We start from the raw sequence: 26,510 nt of genomic DNA on the forward strand, positions 1-26,510 counted from the left end.
GGGCGGGCCTTGCGCACCCGCCCCGGGCCCGGTTCACGGCCGTACCAGGATCTTCCGCCCCTCGCCCGCCCGGAAGCGGCCCAGCGCCTCCGCGTAGTGGTCCAGCGGGAGCCGGTCGCTGATGAAGACCTCCGGGTCCAGGGCGCCCGCCGCGAAGAGTTCCGTGGCGCGTTCATAGCTGTGCAGTACGGCCATCGAGCCGGTGATGGTGATCTCCTGGTTGTAGATGCGGTAGGGCTCGATGGTGGCGCGGGCGGCGTAGTCGGCGACGCCGAACTGGAGGAAGGTGCCGCCCTTGCCGACCCGCCCCAGGGCGTCCTGGATGGCGCGCTCGTTGCCGGTGGCGTCGATGACCACGTCCCAGCCGCGCGGGCGGTCCAGCTCGTCGGCGGAACCGGCCGCGGCGCTGCACCCCAGGGTGCGGGCGGTGGCCAGCCGCTGCGGGTTGATGTCGACGACATCGACACCGGCCGCACCGGTGCGCTTGGCGAGTTCGAGCATCATCAGGCCCATCGTGCCCGAGCCGTAGATGAGGACCCGGGTGCCCAGCTGCTGGGAGCGCAGGATGTCGTAGCCGCGCACCGCGCAGGAGAGCGGCTCGATCAGCGCCGCGTCCTCGGTACGGATGTGATCGGGCAGCTTGACGCAGTTCCCGACGGGGGCGACGGCGAACTCGGCGGCTCCGCCCGCCGTGGTCACCCCGATGGCGGCCCAGCGCTCACAGAGGTTGTTGCGGCCGATGCGGCAGTAGTGGCACTCGAAGCAGTAGAGCGAGGGGTCGACGGCCACCCGGTCGCCCTCGGCGAGCTCGGTGACGGCACTGCCGGTCGCCACGACCGTACCGGCGAACTCATGCCCCGGCACGACCGGCAGGGTGGGGGCGAACTCGCCCTGGAGGATGTGCAGATCGGTGCCGCACAGCCCGCAGGCGGCGACGGAGACCACGACCTCGCGGGGTCCGGGCGTCGGGTCCTCGACGGTGGCGACCTCGACCGTGCCGGGGGCGCTGATCACTGCGGCTTTCATTTCACGGCTCCAAGCGACAGGCCCTGGACGAGTTTGTCCTGGGCGGCGAATCCGGCGACGATCACCGGAAGGGAGATGACGGTGGCGGCGGCGCACACCTTTGCCAGGAACAGGCCCTGGCTGGTCACGAGTCCGGTCAGGAACACCGGCGAGGTGCCGGCCACGATGCCGGTCAGTACCCGGGCGAACAGCAGCTCGTTCCAGCTGAAGATGAAGGAGATCAGGGCCGTGGCCGCGATGCCCGGCATGGCGACGGGTGCCACGATCCGGGTCAGAGTGGTGGTCAGCCCGGCACCGTCGATCGAGGCGGCCTCCAGCATCTCCACCGGGACCTCGGCGAGGAACGAGCGCATCATCCACACCGCGATCGGCAGATTCATCGAGGTGTAGAGGAGGACCAGCAGCCAGATGCTGTCCAGCATCCCGGTGTTCTGCGCGACGAGGTAGATCGGCAGCAGCCCGGCCACCAGCGGCAGCATCTTCGTGGACAGGAAGAAGAAGAGGACGTCGCTCCATTTCCGTACCGGCTTGATGGCGAGGGCGTAGGCGGCGGGCACCGCCAGCAGCAGCACCAGCAGCGTGGCGACGACGGAGGCGGTCAGCGAGTTGATCAGCGGCGGCCAGGGGCTGACACCGCTGCCCTCGCCGAAGAACTCGCGGTAGCCGTGCAGACTCAGCCCGGCGCCGACGCTCGGCGGGTTGGTCGCCGCGTCCGTCTCGCTGTGGAAGGACGTCAGCACCATCCAGGCGACGGGCAGGAAGAAGCCGATCCCGCACAGCCAGGCGGCCAGGCCCAGCAGGCTGCCGGTGCGGCGCCGGCGCCGAGCGGCGGGGGAGCCGGGGCGGCGCGGGGCCGGGGGAGTGCGGTTCATCGGGTGACCTCCTCGCGCAGCAGGGACGAGACGGTGCGCAGCGCGAAGGTCGCCACCAGCAGCGAGCACAGCACCACGACGACGCCCTGCGCGGACGCCCGTCCGTAGTCATGGGCCTGGTAGAAGGTCTGGTAGATGGTGTACGGAAGGTTGGCCGTGCCGAGGCCGCCGGACGTGATGGTGAACACCGCGTCGAAGTTCTGCACGACGTACACCGTGCCCAGCAGCGCGGCCAGTTCGAGGTAGCGGCGCAGATGCGGCAGGGTCAGATAGCGGAAGATGTCGAAGGCCGAGGCGCCGTCCATCCGGGCCGCCTCGATGGCGTCCGTCGCCCGGCTCTGCAGCCCCGCCAGCAGGATCAGCATCATGAACGGTGTCCACTGCCAGATCAGCGACACCTCCACCGCGGCCAGCGGCGAATCGGTCATCCAGTCCGGCTGCGGTGGGTCATCGCTGCCGAACAGCCGCCAGATCCACGTCAGCGAGCCGTTGAGCAGCCCGTACGAGGCGTTGTACAGCGCATGCTTCCACAACAGTGCGGAGGCGACGGGGACGACCAGGAACGGCGTGATGAGCAGCGTGCGGACGATGCCGCGGCCGCGGAAACCACGGTCGAGCAGCAGCGCCAGAACCAGCCCGAGCAGCAGGCTGACCAGCACCACGGTCACGGTCAGCAGCACCGTCGTGCCCACCGAGGCCCGCATCGCCGGATCGGTGAAGACGGCCCGGTAGTTGTCGAGGGCGGCGAAACCGCGGTTCTCGGGGGCCAGCGCGTTCCAGCGGGTGAAGGAGATCACCACGGTCGCCACGAACGGGAGCTGGGTGACGATGATCAGGAAGACCAGCGCGGGAAGCAGCGGGGCGCGGCGGGCCCAGTTCTTCGCCCGCTCGGTGCGGCGGGCGCGGGCCGCGGGGCTGCCGCCGCGGGGCACGGCCCTCACCCCGGCCGCGGGGGCCGTCTCAGTGGTCCGTATAGGCATCGGACACCTCCTGCGCCGGTCGCCGGCTGTTCCTCAGGGCCTCGGACACGCTCTGCTTCCCGGCGATGGCCGAGCTGATCTCGTGGGAGACCTTGGTGCCCAGGTCGGCGAACTCGGGGATGCCGACGAACTGGATGCCGGGCGCCGGGCGCGGCTGTACGCCGGGGTCGCCGGGCCGGGCCGAGCGGATCGCCCGCTCGGTCGGGCCGGCGAACGCCCCGGACGCCTTGACGTAGGCCGGATCGCGGTAGAGGGAGGCCCGCTTCCCGCCGGGCACCTTCGACCAGCCCAGCTCGTGGCCCACCAGCCGCTCGTAGTCCTTGCCCGAGGCCCAGCGGATGAACTTCCACGCCGCGTCCTGGTGCTTACTGGCCTTCTGTACGCCCCACGCCCAGGTGTAGAGCCAGCCCGCGTCACGGGTCCGCTCCACCGGCGCCGGTGCGTAACCGACCTTGCCCGCGACCTTGGACTCGGCGCTCTCCAGCGAACCGGCACCGGCCGTCGCGTCGTACCACATGGCGACCTTGCCCTGCTGCATGTCGTTGAGGCACTCGGTGTAGCCGGCCTGCGGGGCGCCAGCCTCACCGTGCTTGCGGACCAGGTCGACATAGAACCGGGTGGCCCGGGTGAATTCCGGGCTGTCGACCTTCGGCTGCCAGTCCTTGGTGAACCATGTCCCGCCGAAGGTGTTGACGACGGTGGACAGCGGGGCGGCCAGCTGTCCCCAGCCCGGCTGGCCGCGCAGACAGATCCCCTTCATGCCCTTGCGGAAGCCGTCCAACTTGGCTGCCAGGGAGGCCACTTGGTGCCAGGTGGGCCGTGCGGGCACGGTCAGCCCGGCCTCCTTGAGGAGGTCCTTGCGGTACATCAGGAACGAGGACTCGCCGTAGAAGGGCTGTGCGTAGATCTTGCCGTCCGCGGCCGTGAGGGAGGAGCGGACCGGGGGGAGGATGTCGCCCTGGTCGAACCCGCGGTCCTTGGCGGCACGGGTGCCCAGCTCGGTCAGCCAGCCGTTGCGGGCGTAGATGGGCGTCTCGTAGTTGCTGACGCTCGCCACGTCGTACTGCCCGGCCTGGCTGGAGAAGTCCTGGCTCATCTTGTCGCGCAGATCGTCCTCCGGCAGCACGGTGAAGTTGACCTTGATGCCGGTCTCCTTGGTGAAGTGCTCGGCGGTGAGCCGCTGCAGATCCACCATCTGCGGGTTGTTGACCATCAGGACGTTGATGCTGTGGTGGCTCTCGTTGCCCGCGTCACCGGCGCCGCGGTAGCAGCCGGTGGTGGAAAGGGCCAGGGCCACGGCGAGGGCGGTCAGCCCTAGGGGGCGGCCGCCGCGGCCTGGTCCGGGGGGTCGTGCTCTCACGGCTCGTACCTTTCTGGGGACAAGAAGGACGTGCATGTCCGGCGAATGCCGCACAAGCGGCGGTTCCAGGGCGTACGGCGCCGTTCCGCGGGTACGCCCGGGAACCGTCCGACGGCCGGCGGTGCGGGCCCGGCCTTCGACGGTCTGCTGTGGGGGATGTGGTGCCGTGGTGCGGGGCCGGTCGTCCGGCGGCCCCGGCCGCGGTCAGACCCGGAGCACCTGCGGCCCCAGGAGCGAGTAGCGATGCGCCTCCGGTGCGGACAGCCCCGCGTCGGTGACGATCGTGTCGAAATCACGTACCTCGGCGAACCGGCAGAAGCTGCTGGCGCCGAACTTACTGTGCACCCCGACCAGCACCCGCCGCCGTGAGGAGCGGACGGCCTGCTCCTTCACCTCGGCGACCGCCGGATCCGGGGTGGTCAGCCCGTGCTCCCGGGAGACGCCGTTCGCCCCCAGGAACGCCAGGTCGATCACGAAGCGGGCGAGCATGTCGCGGGCCCAGGACCCGACCGTCGCCTGGGTCCCGGAGCGGACCCGGCCGCCGGCCAGCAGGACGGTGGTCGATTCGGAGGCCGCGACCAGCGAGGCGGTCCGCAGCGATGCGGTGATCACGGTCAGCGGGCGGTCGGTGGGCAGCAGCGTGGCGACCAGCTCAGGGGTGTAGCCCTCGTCGACGAACACCGTCTCGGCCTCGCCGACCAGCGCCGCGGCGGCCGCCGCGATCCGGCGCTTCTCGTCGACCTGCAGGGTTTCCCGCCGGGCCAGCGTGGTCTCGAACCCGGCGCTCTCGACCGGATACGCCGCGCCGTGCGTACGCCGGACCAGGCCCCGGCGCTCCAGCTCGCTCAGATCGCGCCGGACGGTCTCGCGGGCGACCCCGAACTCCGACGCGGCCTCGGCGACCTCGACCCGGCCGGACTGCCGGGCGAGCGCGAGGATGCGTTGTTGGCGTTCCTCGGCCCTCATGGCTCACTCCTGCCGCTTTCTGTGTGCTTCGGTCTGCGTTCGGTCACGGAGCTGCCCGTTTCCGCCCGCATCAGGTTTATAGCAATCGGAGCGGCACGAAAGGCTGCCCGTAACAGCAAAAAACCTGCCCGTTTCTGCCCGCTTCAGGGCCCTGTCAGCTTGGCGCACGCACGAACGGGTGCCCGTACGGCACGTGGGGAGGGTCCGTACGGGCGCGGCGGGCCGGGGTGGCGTCCGGGGCGGCCCGTTGTGCGCCGGCGGGACACCGCGGTGGTGCAGCCGACGGCGGCGCTTAGTCTGGACGGCATGAGCTCGGAGATGCGGTCGTTGGCGGTCACTGCGATCGTGCAGGCGGAAGAGTGCGCGGTACTACGGGTGAGCGGAGAGCTGGACCTCCGCACTGAGCAGGCCTTTCTCGCCGAGGCACGGTCGGTGGTCTCGGCCGGCCACCGCTTTCTGGTGCTCGATCTGACCGCGCTGCGCTTCTGTGACTCGCGGGGGCTGAGCTGCCTGCTCGCCCTGGAATGGCTCTGCCGGCGCTTGGAGGGCAGGCTCCTGCTGGCCTCGCTCGGCGTCCGGATGCTGCGGCTGCTGATCGGCACCCAGTCCCTCAACGTCTTCTCCTGCTACCCCACCGTCGGCCATGCGCTGACCGCGGTCCCCGACGCCAGCCGCCCGGCGTGGCCGCCCGCGGTGGACGATCCGTCCGCGGAGAAGGACGAATCCTGAGGCCGGCGGATCGGCCGGCCGGACAGGTGGGTGTGGTTACTCGGCCCGGCCGAGGTCCTGGACGAGGGTGGGCGAGGGGCGGGGGATCTCACCGAAATCCTCGTCGTCGCTGTCCACGACGAGACGGTTGATCACATTCTCCAGAACGGCCGGCAGGGTCGGGGCGAGCCCGCTGTGCCACTGGACCAGGAGGTTGTGCCGCGCCGCGTCCGGCAGCAGCTGCTTCTCGTCGAACGCGGCCACCGAGCGGCGCTCCTCGTCCGGCGCGTGGGCGGCCTGCTCGCGCCAGTAGGCGGCGTCGCGGTACTCGCCGTTGCGGCGGTGCGAGAGATACAGGCAGTAGGCGGCCGTCCGGCTGCCGGCGCCGGCACCGAAGTGCCACCAGAAGTGCGCCGCGTCGGTGCGCCCGGTGATGTGCAGCAGACAGGCGAAGACCAGCGCGCCCTCGGGGTCGATGTGATGGTCGTCGACCAGCCGTTCCAGGCTCGCCGCTGCCGCCGCGGCATTGACGACCAGCGCACACGCCAACTGGAGCTCATGGGTGGCCTCGTCGCGGGCGCTGGGATAGGTGCTGGGCGCGCCCTGGTCGGCCCGGACCGGCCGCACCGCCGTCGGCGGGCCGCCCGCGGCCGTGGCCCCCGTGTGCAGGGACGCGCCGAGGCCGCTGAGCGCCCCCGCGTCATCGAGGTCGCAGAATCCGGCCAGGTCATCGATGCCGGACACCGCCGCAGCCGCGCTGAGCAGCGTCTCGACGGTCTCCCGGCGGTCGGCGGGACGGGTGTGCCACATGGTCAGTTCCCCCTTGTATTCCCCTGATCGATGCCGAGCGCGGCGGCGAGCTTGCGCTTGCCGCGGCTCGCGTAGGAGCGGACGGTGACTTCGTCGACGCCGAGCAGCGAGCCGATCTGTGCGTCGCTGTATCCGATGACATGGCGCAGCACGATCACGTCGCACTGCCGCTCCGGCAGCCGGGCGATGGCCGCGTACAGCCCCAACTGGCTCTCCAGCATGGCGAATTGCTGCTGGCACTCCCGCAGCAGGGCATGGGTGACGACGGCGAAGGCGGCGGTTTCGGTGAGCGCGGTGGGCTGGTGGTGGTCGTACAGCCACTCCACGACACGTTCCTTGAGGACCGACCAGGCGTACGCCTCCACCGACGCCTGCCGCAGCGCATGCGGCCACAGCCGGCCGAGCTGCCCGTACGCCGCCCGGGTCACCTCACGGGCCCGCGGCCTCGCTGCCCGTGTGCAGATAGGCGTAGGTCAGCCACTTCCGCGCATGTGTGGCCAGGAACGCCTCGAAGGTGATCGACAGCCGGCGGTCGAACGGGTCCGGTGCGGGCTCCGGGAGCGCACAGCGGGGGAGTGGGCCTAACTCCGCGGTACGGACATGCGCCGGAGCGCACGCCGGTGGCGGTCGGTCCCGGTCTGCACTCACGAGCCGTCCTCGTTCCGTTTGCCGTGCGCCGAGCCGGGCGCCGAGACGCCGGCGGCAGCGGGAGAGCGGTTGCCCTCACCCTCCAATGAACCGGAAAGTGTGCCCTTTTGTGGCATCGGTGAGGCAAAAATCTGCCGCTGCGTATTCATATGACTACGCATGACAGTGGCATGTGACCGCCCATGACAGCGGCATGCCCCTCCGTCATGACCTCACCGGGTGCGCTCCGGCACGACCCGGGGCATACGGGGAGGTGCTCTCCAACGGCCGGGCGTGCGACGGTGTTTGATGCGCTGCCCGGGGCGCGCGCGGCACATGGAACGGGCATCATGGTGCGCGGGGGAGGCGCCGGGCGGATGCCGTATTGGGGAGGCTGCGCACGATGAGCGAGCACGATTCCGTGGTGGACCTACGGCTGGACCGGGCCCACTCGTCCCGGATCTATGACTACTTCCTGGGCGGCAAGACCAACTTCCTGGCCGACCGGATGGCCGCCGGAAGCGTGCTGGGCGTCTTCCCCGCCGCGCTGGTCGCCGCCCGCATCAACCGTGAGTTCATGCACCGCGCCACCCGTGCCCTCGCCGCCTCCGGTCTGCGGCAGTTCCTCGACATCGGCACCGGCATCCCCACCCCGCCGAACCTCCATGACATCGCCCAGGACGTCGCCCCCGACGCCCGGGTCGTCTACACCGACAACGACCCGATCGTCCTCGCGCACGCCGCGGCCCTGCTGATCGGCACCGCCGAGGGCCGTACGGCATACGTCCAGGCCGACGTCAACGACCCCGAGGGCATCCTCACCGCGCCCCAGCTCCTCGACACCCTCGACCTGACCCGCCCGGTCGCGCTCAGCCTGAACGCGCTGATGCACTTCGTCCCCGACGACGGCCAGGACCGCGCCCACACCATCGTCGAGACCCTCAAGGCCGCGCTGCCCAGTGGCAGCGCACTGGCGTTGAGCCATGCGACACCGGACTTCAGCCCCGAGGCGATGCAGAAGATCATCAAGATCTACGGCGATGCGGGCACCCGGCTCCAGTTCCGCTCCCGCGCCGAGGTCCTGCGCTTCTTCGACGGCTGGGAGCTGCTGGAACCGGGTGTCACGCTCTCCCACCAGTGGCGCCCCGACCGCCCCGAGGACGCCACCCATGTCACCGACGCGGAGGCCGCCTGTTACGCGGGCGTCGCCCGCAAACCCTGAGCGGGGCCGGCGGCCTCTCGCGCGGTGTCCCTCACTCCTTGCGGTAGCCGTACGCCTCCCCTGCCGCCGCCGCGACCGCGTCCAGATCCGCCCCGGCCGACGCGGTGACCACGGCGGCCACCGCACCCTCCACGAACGGCGCGTCCACCAGCCGTGCGCCCTCGGGGAGTTCGTCCCCCTCGGCGATCAGCGCCTTGACGGTCAGCACGGCGCTGCCCAGGTCGACCAGGATCGCCACCCCCGCACCACGGTCCACCGTCCGCGCCGCCTCGGAGATCAGCTCCGCACTCGTACCGAGACCGCCGTCCGGGGTGCCGCCCGCGGCGGCCACCGGCACCGTGTCACCGCCCCCGGCCAGCCCGACCGCCAGCGTCGCCACCGACTCCGCGACCGGCCCGCTGTGCGAGACCAGCACCACCCCGACAGGCGCACTCCCGCCGCCGGCCGTACCGCCCGCCGTCTGTGCGCTCACTTCGCCACCTCCGCGAGTGCCGCGAACAGCAGCGCCGAGGAGGTCGCGCCCGGATCCTGATGCCCGATGCTGCGTTCCCCCAGATAGCTCGCCCGGCCCTTCCTGGCCTGCATCGGTACGGTCGCCAGCGCACCCTCCTCGGAGGCCGTGGCCGCCGCGTCGAAGGAGGCGCTCAGTGCCGCGACGCCGGGCGTCAGCGCGTCGAGCATCGTCTTGTCACCCGGCGCCGAGCCGCCGAGCTGACCCACCGCGGTCACCCCGGCGGCCAGCGCGGCGCGCAGCTCCTCCACCGAGACCTGCGGCGCCTCGCCCAGCGTCTTGCCGGCGCGCCGCAGCAGCGTTCCGTAGAGCGGGCCGGAGGCCCCGCCCACACTGGAGATCAACTGCCGTCCGGCGGCGATCAGCACGGCACCGGGCGTCGCCGGCGGCTCCGTCTCCAGCACCTTGACCACGGCCGCAAAGCCGCGCTGCATGTTCCTTCCGTGGTCGGCGTCACCGATGGGGGAGTCCAGCTCGGTGAGCCGGTCGGCCTCCCGGTCGATGACGGCGGCCGCCGCCGTCATCCAGCGTACGAAGAACGCGGCATCCAGCACCGTTTCGGACACGGACTACTCTCCTTGGTTGTTCGGAGCACTGAGTAAAAAGCGCCAGGGACAGGGGATGTACAGGGGATACGGGTACGGAGGAGCGCTCACCGTCCCCAGCGGAGCCCCGCCGTCTGCACCGGCGCGTCCCACAGCCGCAACAGCTCCCCGTCGACCTGGCACAGCGTCACCGAGCAGCCCGCCATGTCCAGCGACGTCACGTAGTTCCCGACGAGCGTACGGGCCACCGCCACGCCCCGCTCGTCGAGCACCCGGCGGACCTCCGCATTGAATCCGTACAGCTCCAGCAGCGGTGTCGCCCCCATGCCGTTGACCAGCACCAGCACCGGCAGCTTGGGGTCCAGGTCCTCCAGAATCGCGTCCACCGCGAAGTCCGCGATCTCGTGCGAGGTCATCATCGCGCGGCGCTCCCGCCCCGGCTCGCCGTGGATCCCGACGCCCAACTCCAGCTCCCCGGGGGGGAGATCGAAGGTCGGGCTGCCCTTCGCCGGGGTCGTACAGGCGCTCAGCGCCACCCCGAAGCTCCGCGACGACGCCACGACCTGCCGGGCCAGCGCCTCCACCCGCTCCAGCGGCATGCCCTCCTCGGCCGCGGCACCGGCGATCTTCTCCACGAAGAGCGTCGCCCCGGTGCCGCGCCGCCCCGCCGTGAACGTCGAGTCGGTGACCGCGACATCGTCATCGATGAGCACACTGGCCACCTGCACCCCCTCGTCCTCCGCCAGCTCCGCCGCCATCTGGAAGTTGAGTACGTCCCCGGTGTAGTTCTTCACGAGGAACAGCACGCCATGACCGCTGTCCACGGCCGCCGCGGCCCGCACCATCTGATCGGGCACCGGCGAGGTGAAGACCTCGCCCGGACAGGCGGCATCCAGCATGCCGGGCCCGACGAACCCCCCGTGCAGCGGCTCATGCCCACTGCCACCCCCCGACACCAGCGCCACCTTCTCCGCCACCGGCGCGTCCCGCCGCACGATCACCCGGTTCTCGGCATCGACCACCAGCTCCGGGTGCGCCGCCGCCATCCCACGCAGCGCATCTGTGACCACGGTTTCGGCAACGTTGATCAGCATCTTCATGGGTACCTCCTGGTGAGCTGGGCAATCAGGTCGCTGACCGGCGTTTTCCCAGGTCAGGCTGTGGTGATGCATAGCTATTGATCTTGGCGGTCTCCGGGCGGCGGGGGAAGGGGTCTGACAGTACGGATGCCGACTTCATGCTGACTCTCCTGATGGGCTGCCAGGTACGTCCCGCGCGGCCTCGGACGCGACGGGGCCCGGTGGTTCCAGTATCGGACCGTGAACGTGCCGGGGGCATTGTTACGTACGGGTGTCGTTTTGCTGCGTGTGGTGTTCACGCGGGGGAGTCGAGGGGGCTCGGTCCCTCAGGGGCGCGGCAGGCTTCGCAGGCAGGTGCTGCGCCGACGGGCGATCAGCAGCGGACCGAGGGCCGGCCCGAGCACGGTGGTCGCCAGGCACAGGCCCAAGGCCGTCCCGTTCCCGTAACCGATGCCGGCGGCGATGAGGCATACGGACAGGTAGCCGACGGCGAAGGCGAGCAGGCCCGGCCTGTGGACGTGTGGCTGCCACAGCACGTACGGCCCAACCGCGCGGGTCGGTTCCGGGCTGGGGAGCGACCGGGTGACCGATGCGCCGCCCGGTGCACCCGCGTGCCCGTCCGGAACCGGTCCGCCGGGCGCGGCGCCCACCACGAACCGGCTGTCGTCGAGGACGAGCAGGGCCGGCTCCGACCACCCCGGCTGTCCGTCGGGCCGCGGCCTCCAGTACAGCCATCCCGACCGGTTCTCCAGCACTTCTGCGAGAGGTACGGGGGCCAGACAGCGGTCGATGTACAGGTCCCGGCCGCCGCTCGGCGCGGTCAGCCGGAGGGTGGGGTGGAGCCGGCGGTGGCGTTTCGGCCCGTCGGTGCGCCCGGGGCGCGGGAAGTGCAGGCCCGCGCCGGCGCCGGTGATGCGTACCCGCAGCATGTGGGACCGGCGCGCGATGAGGTCGGCGTGGAAAGGGCGCAGGGAGGTGCCCTCCCGGAGGGCGAGCGCGGCGTAGCCCGCGCAGGCGCCACCGGGGAGAGCCAGGAGCAGTATTTCGTGACCGGATGCCGTGCCGTCCAGGAGGGAACGCAGCTCGTCCCGGCTCGGGCTGAGGAGGGCGCCCGCCGCGGCATTGCGGAGGAGTGCAGCGCCCAGACCCTGTCCCCCTTTCTGGCCGTCGACCGCCAGTTTCTGGCCGTCGACCGCCAGCCCGCCGACGACGTTACCGACGCCTCCGCCGAGCACGGCTCCCCGCATTCCGCCGACGACTTTGCCGATACCGAGCGCGGGTCCGGTTCCGGCGACCGAGGAGAGACCGCCCTGCCGGACCACGTCGCCGAGGTCGGTCTCGTTGGTGCGGTTCCGGTCCCGACCCGGGAGCGTCTTCTCCGTAGGCGCGGACCCGGGTCGGCCGGCTGCCGTCAGGAACGGCTCGCAGGGCCATCCTCCCGTCAACAGGCAGATCCACAGCGGCAATTGAGCGACAGCGTCCCCCTGCTAGGGTGCGCCGATGTCATCGATCAAGCAGTTCCAGGTCACCTTCGACTGCGCGGAACCTGAGCGCCTCGCTCGTTTTTGGTGCGAGGTGTTGGGGTACGTCGTACCCCCGCCACCGGAGGGGTTCGCCACTTGGGACGATTTCCACCGCTCGCTGCCGCCCGAGGATCAGGGTTCATGGTCCGCCTGCATTGATCCCTCGGGTGTGGGTCCGCGGCTGTACTTTCAGCGCGTGCCCGAAGGCAAGGTCGTCAAGAATCGGCTGCATCTTGACGTGCGGGTCGGCACCGGGCTCGTGGGTGAAGAGCGCCTCGCCGCACTCGAAGCCGAGTGCACACGCCTGGTCCCGCTCGGCGCGGTACGCGTGCAGCTGCTGTATGACGGCAACGACTCGTGCATCGTGATGCAGGACATCGAGGGCAACGAGTTCTGTATCGACTGAGCATCCTCCGGGACGGCGAGGTGGGGAGCCGTCTCCCTCAGCGCAGTTCGGCCAAGGGCCGGGCATCGGCGGGTCGGGCCGGGCTTCGAAGCGGTGGGTCAGTCGGCAGGGGTCTACCCCAGTTCCCTGGCCCAGCCCAGCAATTCGGGGTCGCCCAGGCTGGTGCTCAGCCAGTCATGGTCGAGGCCGGTCCCGGGAAGGGACGGTACGACCGCGACATAGAGTCCGGCGGCACGTGCCGCGGAGATGCCCGTGGCCGAGTCCTCGAAGGCGACGGAACGCTTCGGGGCCGCGCCGAGCGCCTCACATGCCGTGAGGTAGAGGTCTGGTGCGGGCTTGGGGGAGTGCACCTCGTCGGCGGCGAACGAGTGGGTGATGTAGGGGGCGAGGCCGGCCGATTCCAGTGCTGTGTCCAGCAGTTCCCGGGGGCTGTTGCTGGCGACGGCTATGGGTACGGCGGCCCGGCAGGCGCGCACCAGCTCCGTTGCGCCGGGGAGGGCGGCGGCGCCGTGGGCCAGCTCCTTGCGGACCCGTGCGAGGAGTTCGGCGGCGAGTTCGGGACCGGCTCCGGGGCGTCCGAAGTAGTCCGCCATGGCCTCTGCCGCGGCCTCCACGGTACGGCCGATGACCAGCGCCTTCTGTTCGGGGCCGAAGGTGTGGCCGTGCGCGGCGAAAAGGGCCGTTTCCGCGATGGTCCAGCAGGGTTCGGTGTCGACCAGCAGGCCGTCACAGTCGAAGACCACGGCCTCCGTGCGGGTGGGGAGCGAGCTCATGTGTGGGTCCTTTCGCTTCGGGTCAGCTGGTTGCCTGTTCGGGGGTGGCGGCGCCGGTCGGCAGAGGCTGACACCTGACACCTGAGACCTGACACCGGCCTCATGTCGCGATTTGCCGCGACAGCCTCATGCCTCGCTGTGCCTCGATGGTTCGTGTTCCGGAGGTCGTGGAGACGCCGGCGGCCCGCGGTCTCGCTTCTCGTCGGCCGATGCCTCACTCTCCGAGCGCGAGGCGCAGGCCGAAGGCGGCGATGACCGTACCGGTGAGGCGGTCGAGAACGCGGCGCGCGGAGGGCCGTTGCAGGCGGTCCCGGAACACCTGCGCGAGGGTGATCAGCGCGCAGGCCCATATGACGGCCAGAAGGATGTGCACACCGGCCAGGAGCACGCCCGCAGTGAGATGCGAGGCGTCAGCGGGGATGAACTGCGGGAGCACCGCGACGTAGAAGGCGCCCATCTTCGGGTTGAGGAGATTGGTCGCCAGGCCCTGGCGCCAGCCGCCGAGCAGGGTGTCGTCGGTGCCTTTCCCGGTCTTGTCCTCGGTATCGCTCCCGGTCGGCTCCGGGTACTCGTCGACCGCGTCGCGGCGCCAGGTGCCCCACAACAGCCTGCCGCCCATCCACACCAGATACGCGGCCCCGGCCCAGCGCAGCGTCTCGTAGGCGAGGTGAGAGGCGGTCAGCAGCGCGGTGATGCCGAGCGAGGTGAGTACGCCCCAGACCAGGGTGCCGCTCTGGATTCCGAGGACCACGCCCCAGGCGCGACGACGGTTCCCGAGGGCGGCAGTGCGCAGGATGAGCGCGGTGTCCAGGCCGGGGGTGAGGGTGAGCAGTCCCACCATCAGAGCGAAAGCCCACAAGGCGTCCATGGCGATCATGGACGCCGACCCTATGTCGGGAGTCGTGAAACATCTACTTTTCTGCCCGGAATCGGGCAGGAATTGAGCTTAGGGTGGGTGGGGGCGTGCTGTGGAGGGGGTGGGCGGCCGCGTCGCCGGGCTGAGCGGTCCGTGCCCCGCGGCAGGTGGGCGGGCTGATGTGTACGACAGGCCCGGGATGTCGTGTGAGGGGTACAACAGGGATTTTGTGCAGGTGGGGCACAACCCTTTGGGGGCGTCGGCTGTCCCACTCCCCGTCACGAAAACTTCAGGCCTTCGTCTTGAGGCCGACACCTTCGAGGAGCACCGCCGCCATGCCCGAGACGGGCCTCAGATCCGCCCCGCGCTTCAGCATCATCGTTCCGGTTTACCACGTGCAGGGCTATCTCCGTGCGTGCCTGGACTCTTTGCTGGCGCAGGACTTCACCGACTTCGAGGTCATCGCGGTCGACGACTGCTCGCCGGACCGCAGCGGCGAGATCCTGGCGGAGTTCGCCGCCCGCGACCCGCGGGTGATCCACGTGCGCCACGAGGAGAACGGCGGCATCGGCGCGGCCCGGAACACGGGCGTGGAGCGGGCGCGCGGGGACTACCTGCTGTTCCTCGACAGTGATGACACCTATACCCCGGGCGCGCTGCGGGCCATGGCCGACCGTCTGGGGGCGTCGGAGGACCCGGACCTCCTGCTCTTCGATCATGTGCGGACCTACTGGTGGCACGCGGTCAAGCCGAGTGCCGTCCGGGAACTCCTCGCCGAGGCCGGGGCGGACGTCTTCAAGCCCGCCGAGCGCACCGAGTTCCTGCACATGTTCGCGGTGGTGTGGAACCGGGCGTTCCGGCGGGACTTCTTCGTGGACAACGGCTTCCGGTACACCGACGGGCTCTACGAGGACGCCCTGATGGTCTACACGACCATGCTCACCGCCGAGCGGGCCGTGTGCCTGGACCACGCCTGTGTGGAATACCGCCAGCGCCGTCACGGCAATTCCATGAAGACGCCGGGCCGGAAGCACTTCACGATATTCGAGCAGTACCAGCGGCTCTTCGACTTTCTCGACGGCCGGCCGGACCTCGATCATCTGCGGCCGCTGTTCTTCGAGCGTATGGTCAGCCACTTCCTGTTCACCGGCGCGCGCGAGAGCCGGGTGGTCGTCCAGGACCGTCCGGAGTTCTTCCGTCGTTCCGTGGCGATGTACCGGCGGCACAAGCCCGCCGGATTCACCCCGCCCCCGGAGGTCGACGCCCTGCAGTTCCAGGCGCTGGAACGCGGTTCGTACCGTGTGTTCCAGGCCCTGAACCTGGTGAGCCGTACCCGGCAGCGCGGTCAGCAGCGTTTGCGCAAGGCCCAGCGTGCGATGAGCAAGCGGGCCTCGACGCGCTTCTACCGGATGGAGCTGAAGCGCCCCATCGACCAGAATCTCGCTGTCTTCAGCGCCTACTGGAACCGCACTCCGTCCTGCAATCCGCTCGCGGTCTACGAAAAGGCCAAGGAGCTGGCCCCGCATCTGCACGGGGTGTGGGTCGTGCGCGAGGACGTCGTGGACACGGTGCCGGACGGTATGGACCATGTCGTCGTCAACACCCAGCGCTACTGGGAATTGATGGCGCGGGCGAAGTACTTCGTCAACAACGTCAACTTCGCCGACGATGTGGTCAAGCGCAAGGGCCAGGTCCATATCCAGACCCACCACGGCACTCCGCTCAAGCGGATGGGGATCGACCAGCAGAAATACCCGGCAGCCGCCAAGGGAATGAGCATGCACAAGCTGCTCGAACGCGCCGACCGCTGGGACCTGTCGGTCTCCTCGAACCAGCACACCAGCGAGCAGTGGGAGCGGGTCTACCCCTGCAGCTTCACCTCGATCGACGCCGGCTATCCGCGCAATGACGTCTTCTTCCGGACCGGGGCCCGGGAAATACGGGAAATCCGTGACCGGCTGGGCATCGCACCGGGCAGCACAGCGGTTCTCTACGCCCCGACGGTGCGCGACTACCAGGTCGGCTATGTGCCGCAGCTGGACCTGGAGAAAATCACCCGCGAACTCGGCCCGGACATTGTCCTGTTGGTCCGTACGCACTACTTCTACGGCCAGAACCCGCAACTGCAGGAACTCCAGGAGCAGGGTGCGCTGATCGATGTCTCCCGGCACCCCTCGGTCGAGGAGCTGTGCCTCGCCGCGGACGCGCTGATCACGGACTACTCGTCGATCATGTTCGACTACGCCAACCTCGACCGGCCGATCATCAACTACGCCGATGACTGGGAGACCTACGTCCGCTCCCGCGGTGTCACCTTCGACCTGCTGTCAGGAAAGCCGGGAGACACCCCCGGGATCGTCGCCACCACGGAGGACGAGCTGATCGAGGCGTTCCGCAGCGGCCGCTGGAAGGGCACCGAGGCGGCCGAGCTGCGTGCCGCGTTCCGCGCCCGTTTCTGCATGTGGGACGACGGCCACGCCGCCGAGCGGGTGGTCAACCGGGCCTTCCTGGGCAGCCAGGACCTGACGCCGGCCCCTCTTCCGCTGTCCGAGCGCACTATCGCGCCTGCCCCGCACGAGGCCGAGCGCACCGCGGAGGGCGTCGTCCTCGCGTCCGGGGCGGGCGCCTCTTCCGGCCGGCCGGAAGTCGAGCTGAGCAGCTGACGGAGGGGTACGCCGGTCCGGAGCCCGGGCCGGCGCCACGCTCAGGTGTGAGCAGAGGCGGACCGGGCACGCGCAGCCGTGAACCATGAGGCGACCGGAAGGGGCTGGCGCATGCTGACGGCACACCCCGTGCTGCTGACGGATCTCACCGAGGAGTACGCGGCACCGGAGGCGCGGTCCGCGCGGCAAAGCCGTGCCGGCGTACGCAGGCGGCCGGCGGGCGTCGCGACCCTCCGGCCGGATGACGAGGTGCCGGATCACAAGCTGCCGGACCGCGAGGTGCCGGATCACGGAGGGCCGGATCACGGGGTGCCGGATCCGCCCCCGCCGGGCCCGCTGGACCCCGTCCACCCCAAGCCCCAGCCGCCGCCGGTCCCCGCCCCGGAGCCGGAGCCCGCACCACGGCCCGGCTCCGACCGCGGCGCTCCCGCAGATGCGGCGCCCGGCACGGCGGGCGCGGGACGGCCTGCGTAACTCCCCGGTACGACACCGCGCCGGCTGCTCCCCGGCTCGTGCCGCGCCGTCGCGCCTCCGTCCTGCCGCCGGCCCACGGATGACCGCCGCGGCAGGGCGGAGATGCGGATGATCCCGATGCCCTTCAGCCTGGAGGTACGGGAGTCTCCGACGCAGGCGACGTGGGAGCCGGCCCGGCATGGGCATCGTGTCCATCCAGAGGCTTTGCGCATGGCGAGGACGGTGCGCCGCTCCGCACGCAGGGCGTGGTCCGGTGGCGACCGTCGGCGACGCGCAACGTAGGGAGCAGCAGTGACCAGACACCGCAAGTCCTCGGACCCGAAGAGGGGCGAGGGCCAGAGCATGCACAAGGGAACCGAGCAGCACGGCTGGTCGCCCGACGTCGACCAGACCGAGCAGCAGAAGAACGAGAGCGCCCACCGGTCCTTCCACCCGGAGGAGTACGCGCCCGAGAAGGATCGCGGCGAGAAGGGCCGCGGCAAGGAGTCCGGCGGACAGGAGAAGGTCCCTCCGGCGAGCGAGGTCAAGAGCGAGACGGCTGCGGGCGAGCGGCGAGCTGCCGAAACCGATGAGAAAGGCATGCGGGACATGGGACCCAAGGGCCCCTCGCGCAGGCCCAGCGGAGGCAGGGACGCGGAGGCGCACACCGGGGTCGACCCGCAGAATCCCTGAGGACCCGGCGGCCCGGCACCCCTGAGGTCACGGCTGCCCGACGCAAGGCGGGGCGGATTCCGTCATGAGTCCGCCCTGCTTCCTGAGGAGCGACGATGAGAGCTCTGACGTGGCACGGCAAGCGCGACGTACGTGTGGACACGGTCCCCGACCCCAAGATCGAGGATCCGACGGACGTCATCGTGCGTATCACCTCCACCGGTATCTGCGGCTCGGATCTGCACCTCTACGAGGTCCTCGGCCCCTTTCTCGATCCGGGTGACATCCTCGGCCACGAGCCGATGGGCCTCGTCGAAGAGGTCGGGCCCGAGGTCACGGCCGTGTCCGTCGGTGACCGGGTGGTGGTGCCGTTCAATGTCTCCTGCGGCACCTGCTGGATGTGCGCGCAGGGGCTGCATTCGCAGTGCGAGACCACCCAGGTCAAGGACCGGGGGATGGGTGCCGCCCTCTTCGGGTTCTCCAAGCTCTATGGTCAAGTGCCGGGCGGACAGGCCGAGTTGCTGCGGGTTCCGTTCGGCAACACGCTGCCCGTGAAGGTGCCGCACGGCCCGCCGGACCAGCGGTTCGTCTATCTCTCCGACGTTCTGCCCACCGCCTGGCAGTCCGTCGCCTACGCCGATGTCCGTCCCGGCGGCACGGTCACCGTGCTCGGTCTCGGCCCGATCGGCGACATGGCCGCCCGGATCGCGCTGCACAAGGGCGCGAGCAAGGTCATCGGCGTCGACCTCGTCCCCGAACGCCTCGCCCGCGCCCGCGACCGCGGCGTCCACACCCTCGATCTGAACGAGTACGGGAAGGATGTGGCGGAGGAGATCCGCCGGCTGACCGACGGACGTGGCACCGACGCCGTCATCGAGGCGGTCGGCATGGAGGCCCATGGGGCTCCGCTGGTGCGGGCCGCCCAGAATCTCGCCGGTCTGCTGCCCGACGCACTGGGGGAGAAGGTGATGGGCCGCGCGGGCGTGGACAGCATGACGGCGTTCAACACCGCGGTCGACGCGGTCCGCCGCGGCGGCACGATCTCGCTCATCGGTGTCTACGGAGGGAACGTCGACCCGGTACCGATGCTCACCCTGTTCGACAAGCAGATCCAACTGCGCATGGGGCAGGCCAACGTCAGACGGTGGGTCGACGACATCATGCCCCTGCTCAACGACGAAGACGTCCTCGGTGTGGACGGCTTCGCCACCCACACCCTGCCTCTTGAGGACGGTCCACAGGCCTACAAGACCTTCCAGGCGAAGGAGGACGGCATGATCAAGACCGTCCTCACGCCCTGACCGCGCCGCGGCGGCGGATCAGCGATTCCGCCGCCGCACACGTCGGTGGGCCCGCACGGACTCCGTGCGGGCCCACCGCCGCAGCCTGGCTAGTAGTAGTGCTTGCGGCCGGCGACCGCATGCCCCAGTGCGCCGAGGATCCAAAGGATCGCGCCGATGACCGCGAGAATGATTCCGATGGTCCACAGAATGCCGATGCCGGTCAGAAACCCGACAACGAGCAGGATGATTCCGAGAATGATCACGATCCGCTCCGATCTGGCACGTGCGAACACGTGTGTATTCATTACTTTGATCCCGAATTGTCCGCGGGGCAACTGCGCACGGACCGGGGCCGGCCCCAGCGGCCCGCCACGCCGGGCGCCCTGATTGCCTGAGTCCGTGGCGTGGGCACCTCGTACCGCTCGGCAGGCCGGGCCCGGAGGCGCGTTCTACGCTGGGTGGGGAAGCCGGCGCCCGAGATGCGGTGAGGCGGTGGAAGGCTCGTGGCGGTACGACACCAGCTGATCAAGCGGTCTCCCGAGGAGCTGTGGGCGGTACTCGCCGACCGCTCCCGTTACGAGGACTGGGTGGTCGGCACCGCTCGCTCCCGGCCGAAGGACGGCAACTGGCCGGAGGTCGGCGCCACGCTCGAATACACGGTGCGCCTGGGGCCCTGGGACGTCACCGGCTGCACCACCGTCCGCCACAGCGTCCCGCCGCGCACACTCGAACTCGAGGTGGACAGCGGCCGGCTGGGCACCGCCCGGATCGCCATCGAGGTACGCCCCTGGGGCGCCGATTCCCTGGTCATCATCGATGAACACCCGCTGGCCGGGCCCGGCGGACGGCTGCACAACGGGGCCCTCGACCTCCTGTTGCAGCTGCGCCACCGCAGCATGCTCAGCAGACTGGCCGCAGTGACCGAAGAGGAGCCGGTCCGCGCATCCAGCGGAGCCTGACCGCCGCCCCGCCCGGTGGCGGGCCGGGCGCACCACGGCCGGGTGGACAGGAGGCAGCGATGCCGGACGCAGTGGTGATCGGTGCCGGACCCAACGGACTTGTCGCGGCGAACCTGCTGGCCGACGCCGGGTGGACGGTGGAGGTGCTGGAGCAGCAGGACGAGCCGGGCGGCGCGGTCCGCAGCGACCGTGCGGTGCACCCCGACTTCGTCAACGACCTGTGCAGTTCGTTCTATCCCCTGGCCGCCGCCTCCCCGGTAATCGCCGCCCTGGACCTGTACGAGGAGGGGCTGGTCTGGAGCCATGCGCCCCAGGTGCTGGCCCATCCGCTGAGCGACGGCCGCTGCGCGCTGCTGGGGCGCACCACCGCCGACACGGCGGCGGGGCTGGAGACCTTCGGCACGGGCGACGGCGCGGCCTGGCAGGAGCTGTGCGGCGTCTGGGGCCGGGTCGGCAGCGATCTCCTCGACGCGCTGTTCGCCCCCTTCCCGCCGCTGCGTGCCCTGGCCCGGCTCGCCGCCCGGGTCCGCGGGGCCGGCGGGCTGCGGCTGGCGCGGACGATGCTGCTGCCCGTACGGCGCCTGGGCGAGGAGGAGTTCCGCGGCGAGGCGGGCCGGCTGCTGCTGGCGGGCAACGCCCTGCACACCGACCTCACCCCCGAGGCCGCGGGCAGCGGCGGCTTCGGATGGCTGATGTCGATGCTCGGCCAGAGCTACGGCTTTCCGGTGCCGGCCGGTGGCGCCCAGTCGCTCACCTCGGCCCTGGTGCGGCGACTGCAGCGCCGGGGCGGGGTGCTGCGCTGCGGGGAGCGGGTCGATGAGGTCGTCGTACGCTCCGGGCGCGCGGTGGCGGTGCGTACCGCGATCGGGGAGACGGTGCCGGGCCGCCGCGCCGTGGTGGCGGATGTGTCCGTGCCCGCCCTGTACGGCCGGCTGGTCGACTCCCGGCATCTCCCTTACCGGTTGCCGGCGGACCTGCGGCGCTTCCAATGGGACTTCGCCACCTTCAAGGTGGACTGGGCGCTGGGCGGCCCGGTGCCGTGGACCGCCGAGGCCGCCGCCACCGCGGGCACCGTGCATCTGGCCGACGGAATGGACGAACTCACCCGCTTCACCGCCCAGATCGCCGCGGGGCAGGTGCCCGACCGGCCCTTCGCCCTGTTCGGCCAGATGACCACCGCGGATGCCACCCGCTCCCCGCCGGGCACCGAGGCCGCCTGGGCCTACACCCATGTACCCCACCGGATCCGGGGGGACGCGGGGGAGGACGGGATCGGCGGGGCCTGGGGCCCGGGGGACCAGGAGGCGATGGCGGACCGGCTGGAGGAGCAGGTCGAGCGCTTCGCGCCCGGCTTCCGGTCCCGGATCAAGGCCCGCCGCATTCTCGCCCCGCCCACGTTCGAGGCGCTGGACGCCAATTTGTACGGGGGCGCCCTCAACGGCGGTACGGCCGCCCTCCACCAGCAGCTGGTGTTCCGGCCGCTGCCGGGTCTCGCCCGCCCGGAAACCCCGGTGGCGGGCCTCTATCTGGCCTCCGCCGGGGCACATCCGGGCGGCGGGGTGCACGGCGCCCCCGGCGCCAACGCGGCCCGCGCGGCGCTGCGCACCCGCACGCCGAGCGGTGTCCTCAGCCGGGCCCAGCGTGCCCTCCACCGCGGCGGCGCACCGCTGCGGGCTCCGAGGGAGGGCGGGTGGTGAACGGGGCGAGTGCACGGCATGGGGAGCGGAGGTGGTGACTACGGGGTGCCGGTGGGCACGAGCGGGCTCCGCCGGCCGATCCTCCGTCAACTCCCTTCAGAACATGTGTAGGTGACTTGTCGTCAGATTCCCGCGCTCAAGTGATCGGACCGACCGGCAGCGCGGCCAGCAGCATCAGCGCCACGTCGTCCTGTCGGTCCGCATCGCCGTGCCGGTTCTCCAGGAGGGCGTCGGCGAGGCGGTCCGGGCCCAGCGGCGGCGTGTCGTTGAGGCGGGCGGCGAGGTCGGCGACGGAGCGGTCCGGATCGGCGCCCGGCGTTTCGATCAGGCCGTCGGTGTAGAGCGCCAGGACGGACTTCGGCGGCAGGGTGATCTCCGTGGTGGAGTACCGGGCCGCGGGGTCGATGCCCAGCAGCAGTCCCGGCGGCACATGCAGCACCGTGGTGTGCCGGCCGGGGTGGCGGAGCAGCGGCGGTGGGTGGCCGGCGCAGGCCAGGCACGCCCGGCGGGTACGCAGATCGATGTGGACGTACAGGCAGCTGGTGAACAGCCCCGGGTCCAGATCGGTCAGCAGCCGGTTCGTACGGGCCAGGACCTCGCCCGGCGCGGCACCGGCGGTGGCATAGGCGCGGACGGCGGTGCGGACCTGCCCCATGAGGGCGGCGGCCGCCGCGTTGTGGCCCTGCACATCACCGATGACGGCGGCGACGCTGTCCTCGTCGAGGCGGATCAGATCGTAGAAGTCGCCGCCGATGTCCATACCGCGGGTCGACGGCAGATAACGGGCGGCGACGGCGAACCCCGGCACCTTGGGCAGCCCGTGCGGCAACAGGCCGGCCTGCAGATCGTGCGCCAGCTGGTGCTTGGTGTCGTAGAGCCGGGCCCGGTCCAGCGCCTGGGCGATCAGCCCCGCCAGTGAGGTGAGGACCTGGCGTTCCTCCAGGCTGAAGGTGCGGGGCCGGGTGTACGAGAGGATGCAGCAGCCGACCGGGCGGCCGGACACGATCAGCGGCAGCACGGCGCGCGCCGCCTTGCCCGTCAGACGCGGCAGCCCCGGGTAATCGCGTTCCATCTCCTCGGGGGAGGTGAAGAAGCTGGGCTCCCCCGTGGCGAGGGCGTGCACGGCGGGGCTGTTGGCGGCGCCGAGGGCGACCCCTTCGAAGGCGGCCACCGCCTCGGCGGGGTACCCGCGATGCCCGATGGTCCGCAGCCGGCCCGCCTCCGCCACGTACATGATCATGCCTTGGGCGCCGAACGCCGGCACGATCTGGTCGGCGACGAGACCGACGACGTCCTGAGTGCCGACGGCCTCGGTGAGGGCGGCCGCGAGATGCAGTACGTGGTAGATCTGGCCGGCCCGCACGGGCAGCACCTCCCCCTGGGCGGGGGCGGGCTCCACCGGGCCGTAGTCCTTGTCCGACGGGCTGATCCACACGCTCAGGCCCCTGGCGTCCGGGAACAGCCGGAAGGTGAGCCAGTGGTGCGGTGGCCTGCTGGCGGTGAACGACGTCGGCCGGCGGCTGATCACCGCGGCGCGGTAGCGGTCCTCGAAAACCGGGTCGCGCAGCCACGGCAGGACCTCCCAGGGGCGCGAGCCGATCAGCCGGGTGCCCTTCTCGCCGAGCAGCTCCGTCGCGCCCTTCGTGACCAGGGTGATCCGTCCCTCCAGGTCGAGGGCGCAGCAGCCGCCGGGCAGCCGTTCCAGGTAGTCGGCCGCCGCCCGCGCCTCGTCCGGGCTCACGGCCCGCACCGGCGGCGGTGTGCGGACCCGCGGTGCCTCGGCCGGACCGGAGCCGTCGGACCGGGGCAGCTCCGCCAGCAGCGCGGCCAGGCGCCCGCACGCGGCCTCCACCGCCCCGCGTTCCTCCGCCGACAGCCGCGGCGCATGGCCGGCGGGCCACAGCAGCAGCAAGGCGCCCCGGCTGCCGGCCGGGCCGCTGACCGGAGCCGCCGCCAGCGAGAAGTCGTACGGCACCGCCACCGCCGTACGGGGGAAGTCGCGGGCCATCTGCTGCTGGCCGCCCACCCACACCAGGCGCTGTTCGCGGGTGGCGACGGCGACCGGGATGGGGGCTGCCAGCGCGACGCGGTCCCACGGCGCCAGGAACGGCGCCGGCACCCCGCTCATGACGGTCAGCTGCAGGACCGGCGCGTCGGCCGCCAGCACATAGACCCCGCCGGCGGACGCCCCGCTCTCCTGCATCGCTCGCAGCAGCGCCCGGCCCACGGGGTCGTCCACCGGGCCGGACCCGGTCCCGCCGGTCATCGCGCACCTGCACACAGCTGTCGTCGCGCCATCGAGACCCACTCCGGCCCGCCGGTGTCTCCCCGTGCCGAGACCGTCATGACGTCTCTCCCGGGACACTGCTGACGTTACGCCGCCCACCGGGCCGCGGCACTCGCTGCCGGTGTCCGGTCCGCTGCCCGCGGGACCAGGCACTTTCGCCCCAAGATGCGCTCAGCTCAGGCCGTATATCATGTAGTGGCGCCCTTTTACAGTGGCGCGGGCAGCATGTCGCCTCCGATTCCGGAGAGGGAACATGGCCGCAGGCGAACAGGACGAGACCGAACGAGTCCGGCGACCGTCCAGTAAGAAGACCGCCAAGAAGACCGTCAAGAAGACCGCCACACGAGCCAGCAGTGCCCGGACCGGCAGCGGCGAGCGTGAGAGCGAAGCGCCGCGCGCGGGCCGCCGTGTTTCGGCGCCACGTGCCATGCGGTACGCGGCCGAGCAGCTCAAGGAACTGCTGGGACGGGCTCCCGAGTCCGTTTCCGCGGTGAAGCCGACAGAGGACGGCTGGCAGGCGGACGTGGAAGTCCTGGAGCTGGAACGTGTCCCCGGGACCACCAGCGTGATGGCGACCTACCGCGTGATGCTGGACAAGGAAGGCGAACTGGTGGCGTACGAGCGCACCCGTCGCTACACCCGAGGCCAGATCGACCGTCGATAGGGCCCCGGGAGGCCACGCGGGACCGTTCGCCGGGCGAACGATACGGCCACTCCGAAAGGCCGGAGTGAGCCGGTGAAGGGAGGCACCGTGACTGTGGTGCCGCAAAGCGGAGGAACCGTTGCCGCAGGCGGCGGCGGAGGCTCCGGAAACCTCTACGACATCCTCGATCTGATACTGGACCGCGGTCTGGTCATCGACGTCTTTGTGCGTGTGTCGTTGGTGGGCATCGAAATCCTCAAGATCGACGCCCGCATCGTCGTCGCCAGCGTCGACACCTACCTGCGCTTCGCCGAGGCCTGCAACCGCCTCGACCTGGAATCAGGCCGCAAGGCACCCTCCCAGCTGACCGACCTGGTCGGTGAGGTGACCGAGGGCGGCTCGCACGGCAAGGCCAAGGGCGCCCTGTCCGGCGCCGCGGAAGCGGTGACCGAGGCCCTCAAGGGCGGCGGCGATGAGGACGAGGAACACGAGTCGAGGCACAAGGAGCCCGCCGAGCGGCGCGAGCGGCCCGCTCGCCGGCCGGCCCGGCGACGAAAGGAATGAGCGATGTCGGTCTACGTCTACTCCATCGTCGCGACCAGCCATCCGCAGCGCCTGGAAGGCCTCCACGGAGTGGGGAACCCGCCGTCCGAGCTGCGTACGGTGCAGAGCAAGAAGCTGTCCGCCGTCGTCAGCGACTCCCCGGAGGAGCTGCGTCCCAAGCGCCGCGACCTCGGCGCACATCAGGCCGTCCAGGAACGGCTGATGGCCGACGGCACGGTCCTGCCCTTGCAGTTCGGTTTCACGACCACGGACGACGAGGCCGTACGGGCCGTCCTGAAGGAGCGGACGGACGAATTCACCGAGCGGCTGGAGGCGTTGGAGGGTTGCGCCGAATACCACCTGAAGGCCGCCCAGGACGAGGATGCGCTGCTACGGCAGATCCTCACGGAGTCGGATCAGGCACGAGAGCTCAACGAGCAGATCAGAAGCGGCAATGCCAGTCCGGATGTCCCGCTCGTCCTCGGTGAACTGGTCGCCGGGGAAGTGCAGGCACGGCAGGAGCAGCTCGCCGCCGGGGTCCTCGATGCGCTGCGCGGATTCGCGCGGGAGGAGCGCATCTCGCCCCCGGGCGGGAACGACTTCGTGAGCGTGTCCTACCTGGTGGAACAGGACAACGAGAAGAGCTTCCTCGGCGCGGAGCGGGATCTCGCCAAGGAGCTGGGGGAGGACTTCGACCTCCGGCTGCTGGGCCCGCTGCCCGCCTACAGCTTCGTCTAGGGAGTCACCATGGGCCTGTTGAGTCAACTAGCCACCCTTCCGCTGGCACCGGTGCGCGGCGTGGCCTGGGTCATGGAACGGGCCCTGGAGGCCGCGGAGAACGAGTACTACGACCCCGAACCCGTCGAGCGGGAGCTCGCCGAACTCGAACGAGCGCTGCTGGCGGGAGACATCTCCGAGGAGACCTTCGACCGGCGGGAGGACGAGCTGCTGGACCGGCTGGACGAGATCAGGGCCCATGCCCAGGGCACCGACATCTGACCGCGGTGGCCGCCGCGGAACGGGAGCGCCGCCCCGCGCTCCCGTCG

Annotated in this window: 29 protein-coding genes; 13 read left to right on the forward strand and 16 right to left on the reverse strand. The window is 70.9% G+C overall.

Translation table 11 applies throughout. The annotated features are described in order from the left end of the window. Positions 1 to 33: 33 nt before the first annotated feature. The 5 genes from STRNI_RS34825 to STRNI_RS34845 form a co-directional block, all read right to left on the reverse strand. Positions 34 to 1,026 (reverse strand): zinc-dependent alcohol dehydrogenase family protein, encoded by a 993-nt coding sequence (locus STRNI_RS34825; RefSeq protein WP_026169819.1) that lies wholly within the window; start codon positions 1,024 to 1,026, stop codon positions 34 to 36. Further along, positions 1,023 to 1,898 carry a carbohydrate ABC transporter permease gene (locus STRNI_RS34830; RefSeq protein WP_277412629.1) on the reverse strand — a complete coding sequence of 292 codons (876 nt, stop codon included), beginning with the start codon at positions 1,896 to 1,898 and terminating at the stop codon, positions 1,023 to 1,025. The genes STRNI_RS34825 and STRNI_RS34830 overlap by 4 nt, the downstream gene beginning before the upstream one ends. Then, the gene (locus STRNI_RS34835; RefSeq protein ID WP_277412630.1) at positions 1,895 to 2,878 is read right to left on the reverse strand and encodes a carbohydrate ABC transporter permease; all 984 of its coding nucleotides are present in this window, start codon (positions 2,876 to 2,878) and stop codon (positions 1,895 to 1,897) included. Before STRNI_RS34835 ends, STRNI_RS34830 begins: the two co-directional genes overlap by 4 nt. After that, positions 2,859 to 4,274 carry an ABC transporter substrate-binding protein gene (locus STRNI_RS34840; protein ID WP_381844367.1) on the reverse strand — a complete coding sequence of 472 codons (1,416 nt, stop codon included), beginning with the start codon at positions 4,272 to 4,274 and terminating at the stop codon, positions 2,859 to 2,861. Before STRNI_RS34840 ends, STRNI_RS34835 begins: the two co-directional genes overlap by 20 nt. 168 nt (positions 4,275 to 4,442) lie before the next feature. Beyond that, complete coding sequence (locus STRNI_RS34845) at positions 4,443 to 5,204, reverse strand: DeoR/GlpR family DNA-binding transcription regulator (protein ID WP_018090765.1); 762 nt, start codon at positions 5,202 to 5,204, stop codon at positions 4,443 to 4,445. A gap of 306 nt (positions 5,205 to 5,510) precedes the next feature. On the opposite strand from STRNI_RS34845, the gene STRNI_RS34850 reads away from it, so the two are divergent. After that, on the forward strand, positions 5,511 to 5,933 hold the full coding sequence (locus tag STRNI_RS34850; protein WP_229838296.1) for an STAS domain-containing protein: 423 nt from the start codon (positions 5,511 to 5,513) through the stop codon (positions 5,931 to 5,933). Positions 5,934 to 5,969: 36 nt separating this feature from the next. On the opposite strand, the gene STRNI_RS34855 is transcribed toward STRNI_RS34850, so the two are convergent. From STRNI_RS34855 to STRNI_RS34865, 3 genes are read right to left on the reverse strand one after another with little or no spacing between them, the layout of a single operon-like run. Next, the gene (locus STRNI_RS34855) at positions 5,970 to 6,722 is read right to left on the reverse strand and encodes a hypothetical protein (protein WP_018090763.1); all 753 of its coding nucleotides are present in this window, start codon (positions 6,720 to 6,722) and stop codon (positions 5,970 to 5,972) included. A 2-nt stretch (positions 6,723 to 6,724) separates the two neighbouring features. Next, positions 6,725 to 7,150, reverse strand: coding sequence for an RNA polymerase sigma factor (locus STRNI_RS34860; RefSeq protein WP_277412631.1), 426 nt, complete (start codon positions 7,148 to 7,150; stop codon positions 6,725 to 6,727). A gap of 1 nt (position 7,151) precedes the next feature. After that, positions 7,152 to 7,370: a hypothetical protein gene (locus STRNI_RS34865; protein WP_277412632.1), complete on the reverse strand. Its 219-nt coding sequence runs from the start codon at positions 7,368 to 7,370 to the stop codon at positions 7,152 to 7,154. Between the two features lie 382 nt (positions 7,371 to 7,752). Here STRNI_RS34865 and STRNI_RS34870 point away from each other — a divergent pair, with 382 nt between their 5' ends. Continuing rightward, positions 7,753 to 8,571 (forward strand): SAM-dependent methyltransferase, encoded by an 819-nt coding sequence (locus tag STRNI_RS34870; RefSeq protein ID WP_266441211.1) that lies wholly within the window; start codon positions 7,753 to 7,755, stop codon positions 8,569 to 8,571. A gap of 31 nt (positions 8,572 to 8,602) precedes the next feature. Here the strand turns inward: STRNI_RS34870 and dhaM are convergent, their stop codons facing one another. The 4 genes from dhaM to STRNI_RS34890 form a co-directional block, all read right to left on the reverse strand. Further along, positions 8,603 to 9,043: a dihydroxyacetone kinase phosphoryl donor subunit DhaM gene (dhaM, locus tag STRNI_RS34875; protein ID WP_018090760.1), complete on the reverse strand. Its 441-nt coding sequence runs from the start codon at positions 9,041 to 9,043 to the stop codon at positions 8,603 to 8,605. Then, positions 9,040 to 9,636, reverse strand: a complete 597-nt coding sequence (gene dhaL / locus STRNI_RS34880; RefSeq protein WP_093638991.1) for a dihydroxyacetone kinase subunit DhaL — start codon at positions 9,634 to 9,636, stop codon at positions 9,040 to 9,042. The genes dhaM and dhaL overlap by 4 nt, the downstream gene beginning before the upstream one ends. A 98-nt stretch (positions 9,637 to 9,734) precedes the next feature. Further along, positions 9,735 to 10,727 (reverse strand): dihydroxyacetone kinase subunit DhaK, encoded by a 993-nt coding sequence (gene dhaK / locus STRNI_RS34885; RefSeq protein ID WP_274734152.1) that lies wholly within the window; start codon positions 10,725 to 10,727, stop codon positions 9,735 to 9,737. Positions 10,728 to 11,032: 305 nt separating this feature from the next. Beyond that, a complete protein-coding gene (locus STRNI_RS34890) occupies positions 11,033 to 12,151 on the reverse strand; it encodes a hypothetical protein (RefSeq protein ID WP_277412633.1) in 1,119 nt (372 codons plus the stop codon). A gap of 55 nt (positions 12,152 to 12,206) precedes the next feature. Here STRNI_RS34890 and STRNI_RS34895 point away from each other — a divergent pair, with 55 nt between their 5' ends. Further along, positions 12,207 to 12,635 (forward strand): VOC family protein, encoded by a 429-nt coding sequence (locus STRNI_RS34895; RefSeq protein WP_190076372.1) that lies wholly within the window; start codon positions 12,207 to 12,209, stop codon positions 12,633 to 12,635. Between the two features lie 113 nt (positions 12,636 to 12,748). Here the strand turns inward: STRNI_RS34895 and STRNI_RS34900 are convergent, their stop codons facing one another. After that, a complete protein-coding gene (locus STRNI_RS34900) occupies positions 12,749 to 13,408 on the reverse strand; it encodes an HAD family hydrolase (protein ID WP_277412634.1) in 660 nt (219 codons plus the stop codon). Positions 13,409 to 13,622: 214 nt separating this feature from the next. Continuing rightward, complete coding sequence (locus tag STRNI_RS34905; protein WP_381844371.1) at positions 13,623 to 14,285, reverse strand: LysE family translocator; 663 nt, start codon at positions 14,283 to 14,285, stop codon at positions 13,623 to 13,625. A gap of 314 nt (positions 14,286 to 14,599) precedes the next feature. Between STRNI_RS34905 and STRNI_RS34910 the strand changes: the two genes are divergently transcribed. The 4 genes from STRNI_RS34910 to STRNI_RS34925 all read left to right on the forward strand — a co-directional run bounded on the left by STRNI_RS34910 (position 14,600) and on the right by STRNI_RS34925 (position 19,353). After that, on the forward strand, positions 14,600 to 16,927 hold the full coding sequence (locus STRNI_RS34910; RefSeq protein ID WP_277412635.1) for a bifunctional glycosyltransferase/CDP-glycerol:glycerophosphate glycerophosphotransferase: 2,328 nt from the start codon (positions 14,600 to 14,602) through the stop codon (positions 16,925 to 16,927). A 111-nt stretch (positions 16,928 to 17,038) separates the two neighbouring features. Next, complete coding sequence (locus STRNI_RS34915; RefSeq protein WP_277412636.1) at positions 17,039 to 17,401, forward strand: hypothetical protein; 363 nt, start codon at positions 17,039 to 17,041, stop codon at positions 17,399 to 17,401. Positions 17,402 to 17,692: 291 nt separating this feature from the next. Continuing rightward, positions 17,693 to 18,073: a hypothetical protein gene (locus STRNI_RS34920; RefSeq protein ID WP_148592865.1), complete on the forward strand. Its 381-nt coding sequence runs from the start codon at positions 17,693 to 17,695 to the stop codon at positions 18,071 to 18,073. Positions 18,074 to 18,168: 95 nt separating this feature from the next. Next, positions 18,169 to 19,353, forward strand: a complete 1,185-nt coding sequence (locus tag STRNI_RS34925; RefSeq protein WP_148592863.1) for a zinc-dependent alcohol dehydrogenase — start codon at positions 18,169 to 18,171, stop codon at positions 19,351 to 19,353. A gap of 89 nt (positions 19,354 to 19,442) precedes the next feature. Here STRNI_RS34925 and STRNI_RS34930 read toward each other — a convergent pair whose 3' ends face one another. After that, the gene (locus tag STRNI_RS34930; RefSeq protein ID WP_086021831.1) at positions 19,443 to 19,598 is read right to left on the reverse strand and encodes a DUF6131 family protein; all 156 of its coding nucleotides are present in this window, start codon (positions 19,596 to 19,598) and stop codon (positions 19,443 to 19,445) included. Positions 19,599 to 19,838: 240 nt separating this feature from the next. On the opposite strand from STRNI_RS34930, the gene STRNI_RS34935 reads away from it, so the two are divergent. Together STRNI_RS34935 and STRNI_RS34940 are read left to right on the forward strand one after the other, a co-directional pair. Continuing rightward, positions 19,839 to 20,294, forward strand: a complete 456-nt coding sequence (locus tag STRNI_RS34935) for an SRPBCC family protein (RefSeq protein WP_266441186.1) — start codon at positions 19,839 to 19,841, stop codon at positions 20,292 to 20,294. Between the two features lie 59 nt (positions 20,295 to 20,353). After that, on the forward strand, positions 20,354 to 21,991 hold the full coding sequence (locus STRNI_RS34940) for a phytoene desaturase family protein (protein WP_277412637.1): 1,638 nt from the start codon (positions 20,354 to 20,356) through the stop codon (positions 21,989 to 21,991). Between the two features lie 136 nt (positions 21,992 to 22,127). On the opposite strand, the gene STRNI_RS34945 is transcribed toward STRNI_RS34940, so the two are convergent. After that, positions 22,128 to 24,257: a SpoIIE family protein phosphatase gene (locus tag STRNI_RS34945; RefSeq protein WP_277412638.1), complete on the reverse strand. Its 2,130-nt coding sequence runs from the start codon at positions 24,255 to 24,257 to the stop codon at positions 22,128 to 22,130. Positions 24,258 to 24,531: 274 nt separating this feature from the next. Between STRNI_RS34945 and STRNI_RS34950 the strand changes: the two genes are divergently transcribed. The 4 genes from STRNI_RS34950 (at position 24,532) to STRNI_RS34965 (ending at position 26,463) form a co-directional block, all read left to right on the forward strand. Then, positions 24,532 to 24,942 carry a gas vesicle protein GvpO gene (locus STRNI_RS34950; RefSeq protein WP_093638747.1) on the forward strand — a complete coding sequence of 137 codons (411 nt, stop codon included), beginning with the start codon at positions 24,532 to 24,534 and terminating at the stop codon, positions 24,940 to 24,942. Positions 24,943 to 25,029: 87 nt separating this feature from the next. Then, positions 25,030 to 25,485 (forward strand): gas vesicle structural protein GvpA, encoded by a 456-nt coding sequence (locus STRNI_RS34955; protein WP_109895981.1) that lies wholly within the window; start codon positions 25,030 to 25,032, stop codon positions 25,483 to 25,485. A gap of 3 nt (positions 25,486 to 25,488) precedes the next feature. Then, positions 25,489 to 26,202, forward strand: a complete 714-nt coding sequence (locus tag STRNI_RS34960; RefSeq protein WP_159490571.1) for a GvpL/GvpF family gas vesicle protein — start codon at positions 25,489 to 25,491, stop codon at positions 26,200 to 26,202. A gap of 9 nt (positions 26,203 to 26,211) precedes the next feature. Continuing rightward, positions 26,212 to 26,463 (forward strand): gas vesicle protein GvpG, encoded by a 252-nt coding sequence (locus STRNI_RS34965; protein WP_018090742.1) that lies wholly within the window; start codon positions 26,212 to 26,214, stop codon positions 26,461 to 26,463. The last annotated feature ends 47 nt before the right edge of the window (positions 26,464 to 26,510 follow it).

Origin of the sequence: Streptomyces nigrescens, assembly GCF_027626975.1 — a bacterium.
In the GTDB taxonomy this organism is placed as follows: Bacteria; Actinomycetota; Actinomycetes; order Streptomycetales; family Streptomycetaceae; genus Streptomyces; species Streptomyces nigrescens.

What these genes read in the sequence shown, in the direction of transcription:
- STRNI_RS34925 (WP_148592863.1), top strand. Translation starts at nt 18,169, where the DNA reads ATGAGAGCTCTGACGTGGCACGGCAAGCGCGACGTACGTGTGGACACG.
- STRNI_RS34950 (WP_093638747.1), top strand. Translation starts at nt 24,532, where the DNA reads ATGGCCGCAGGCGAACAGGACGAGACCGAACGAGTCCGGCGACCGTCC.
- STRNI_RS34825 (WP_026169819.1), bottom strand. Translation starts at nt 1,026, where the DNA reads ATGAAAGCCGCAGTGATCAGCGCCCCCGGCACGGTCGAGGTCGCCACC.
- STRNI_RS34830 (WP_277412629.1), bottom strand. Translation starts at nt 1,898, where the DNA reads ATGAACCGCACTCCCCCGGCCCCGCGCCGCCCCGGCTCCCCCGCCGCT.
- STRNI_RS34915 (WP_277412636.1), top strand. Translation starts at nt 17,039, where the DNA reads ATGCTGACGGCACACCCCGTGCTGCTGACGGATCTCACCGAGGAGTAC.
- STRNI_RS34900 (WP_277412634.1), bottom strand. Translation starts at nt 13,408, where the DNA reads ATGAGCTCGCTCCCCACCCGCACGGAGGCCGTGGTCTTCGACTGTGAC.
- STRNI_RS34895 (WP_190076372.1), top strand. Translation starts at nt 12,207, where the DNA reads ATGTCATCGATCAAGCAGTTCCAGGTCACCTTCGACTGCGCGGAACCT.
- STRNI_RS34870 (WP_266441211.1), top strand. Translation starts at nt 7,753, where the DNA reads ATGAGCGAGCACGATTCCGTGGTGGACCTACGGCTGGACCGGGCCCAC.
- STRNI_RS34905 (WP_381844371.1), bottom strand. Translation starts at nt 14,285, where the DNA reads ATGATCGCCATGGACGCCTTGTGGGCTTTCGCTCTGATGGTGGGACTG.
- STRNI_RS34845 (WP_018090765.1), bottom strand. Translation starts at nt 5,204, where the DNA reads ATGAGGGCCGAGGAACGCCAACAACGCATCCTCGCGCTCGCCCGGCAG.
- STRNI_RS34965 (WP_018090742.1), top strand. Translation starts at nt 26,212, where the DNA reads ATGGGCCTGTTGAGTCAACTAGCCACCCTTCCGCTGGCACCGGTGCGC.
- STRNI_RS34835 (WP_277412630.1), bottom strand. Translation starts at nt 2,878, where the DNA reads ATGCCTATACGGACCACTGAGACGGCCCCCGCGGCCGGGGTGAGGGCC.
- STRNI_RS34960 (WP_159490571.1), top strand. Translation starts at nt 25,489, where the DNA reads ATGTCGGTCTACGTCTACTCCATCGTCGCGACCAGCCATCCGCAGCGC.
- STRNI_RS34945 (WP_277412638.1), bottom strand. Translation starts at nt 24,257, where the DNA reads ATGACCGGCGGGACCGGGTCCGGCCCGGTGGACGACCCCGTGGGCCGG.
- STRNI_RS34840 (WP_381844367.1), bottom strand. Translation starts at nt 4,274, where the DNA reads ATGCACGTCCTTCTTGTCCCCAGAAAGGTACGAGCCGTGAGAGCACGA.
- STRNI_RS34910 (WP_277412635.1), top strand. Translation starts at nt 14,600, where the DNA reads ATGCCCGAGACGGGCCTCAGATCCGCCCCGCGCTTCAGCATCATCGTT.
- STRNI_RS34855 (WP_018090763.1), bottom strand. Translation starts at nt 6,722, where the DNA reads ATGTGGCACACCCGTCCCGCCGACCGCCGGGAGACCGTCGAGACGCTG.
- dhaK (WP_274734152.1), bottom strand. Translation starts at nt 10,727, where the DNA reads ATGAAGATGCTGATCAACGTTGCCGAAACCGTGGTCACAGATGCGCTG.
- STRNI_RS34940 (WP_277412637.1), top strand. Translation starts at nt 20,354, where the DNA reads ATGCCGGACGCAGTGGTGATCGGTGCCGGACCCAACGGACTTGTCGCG.
- STRNI_RS34850 (WP_229838296.1), top strand. Translation starts at nt 5,511, where the DNA reads ATGAGCTCGGAGATGCGGTCGTTGGCGGTCACTGCGATCGTGCAGGCG.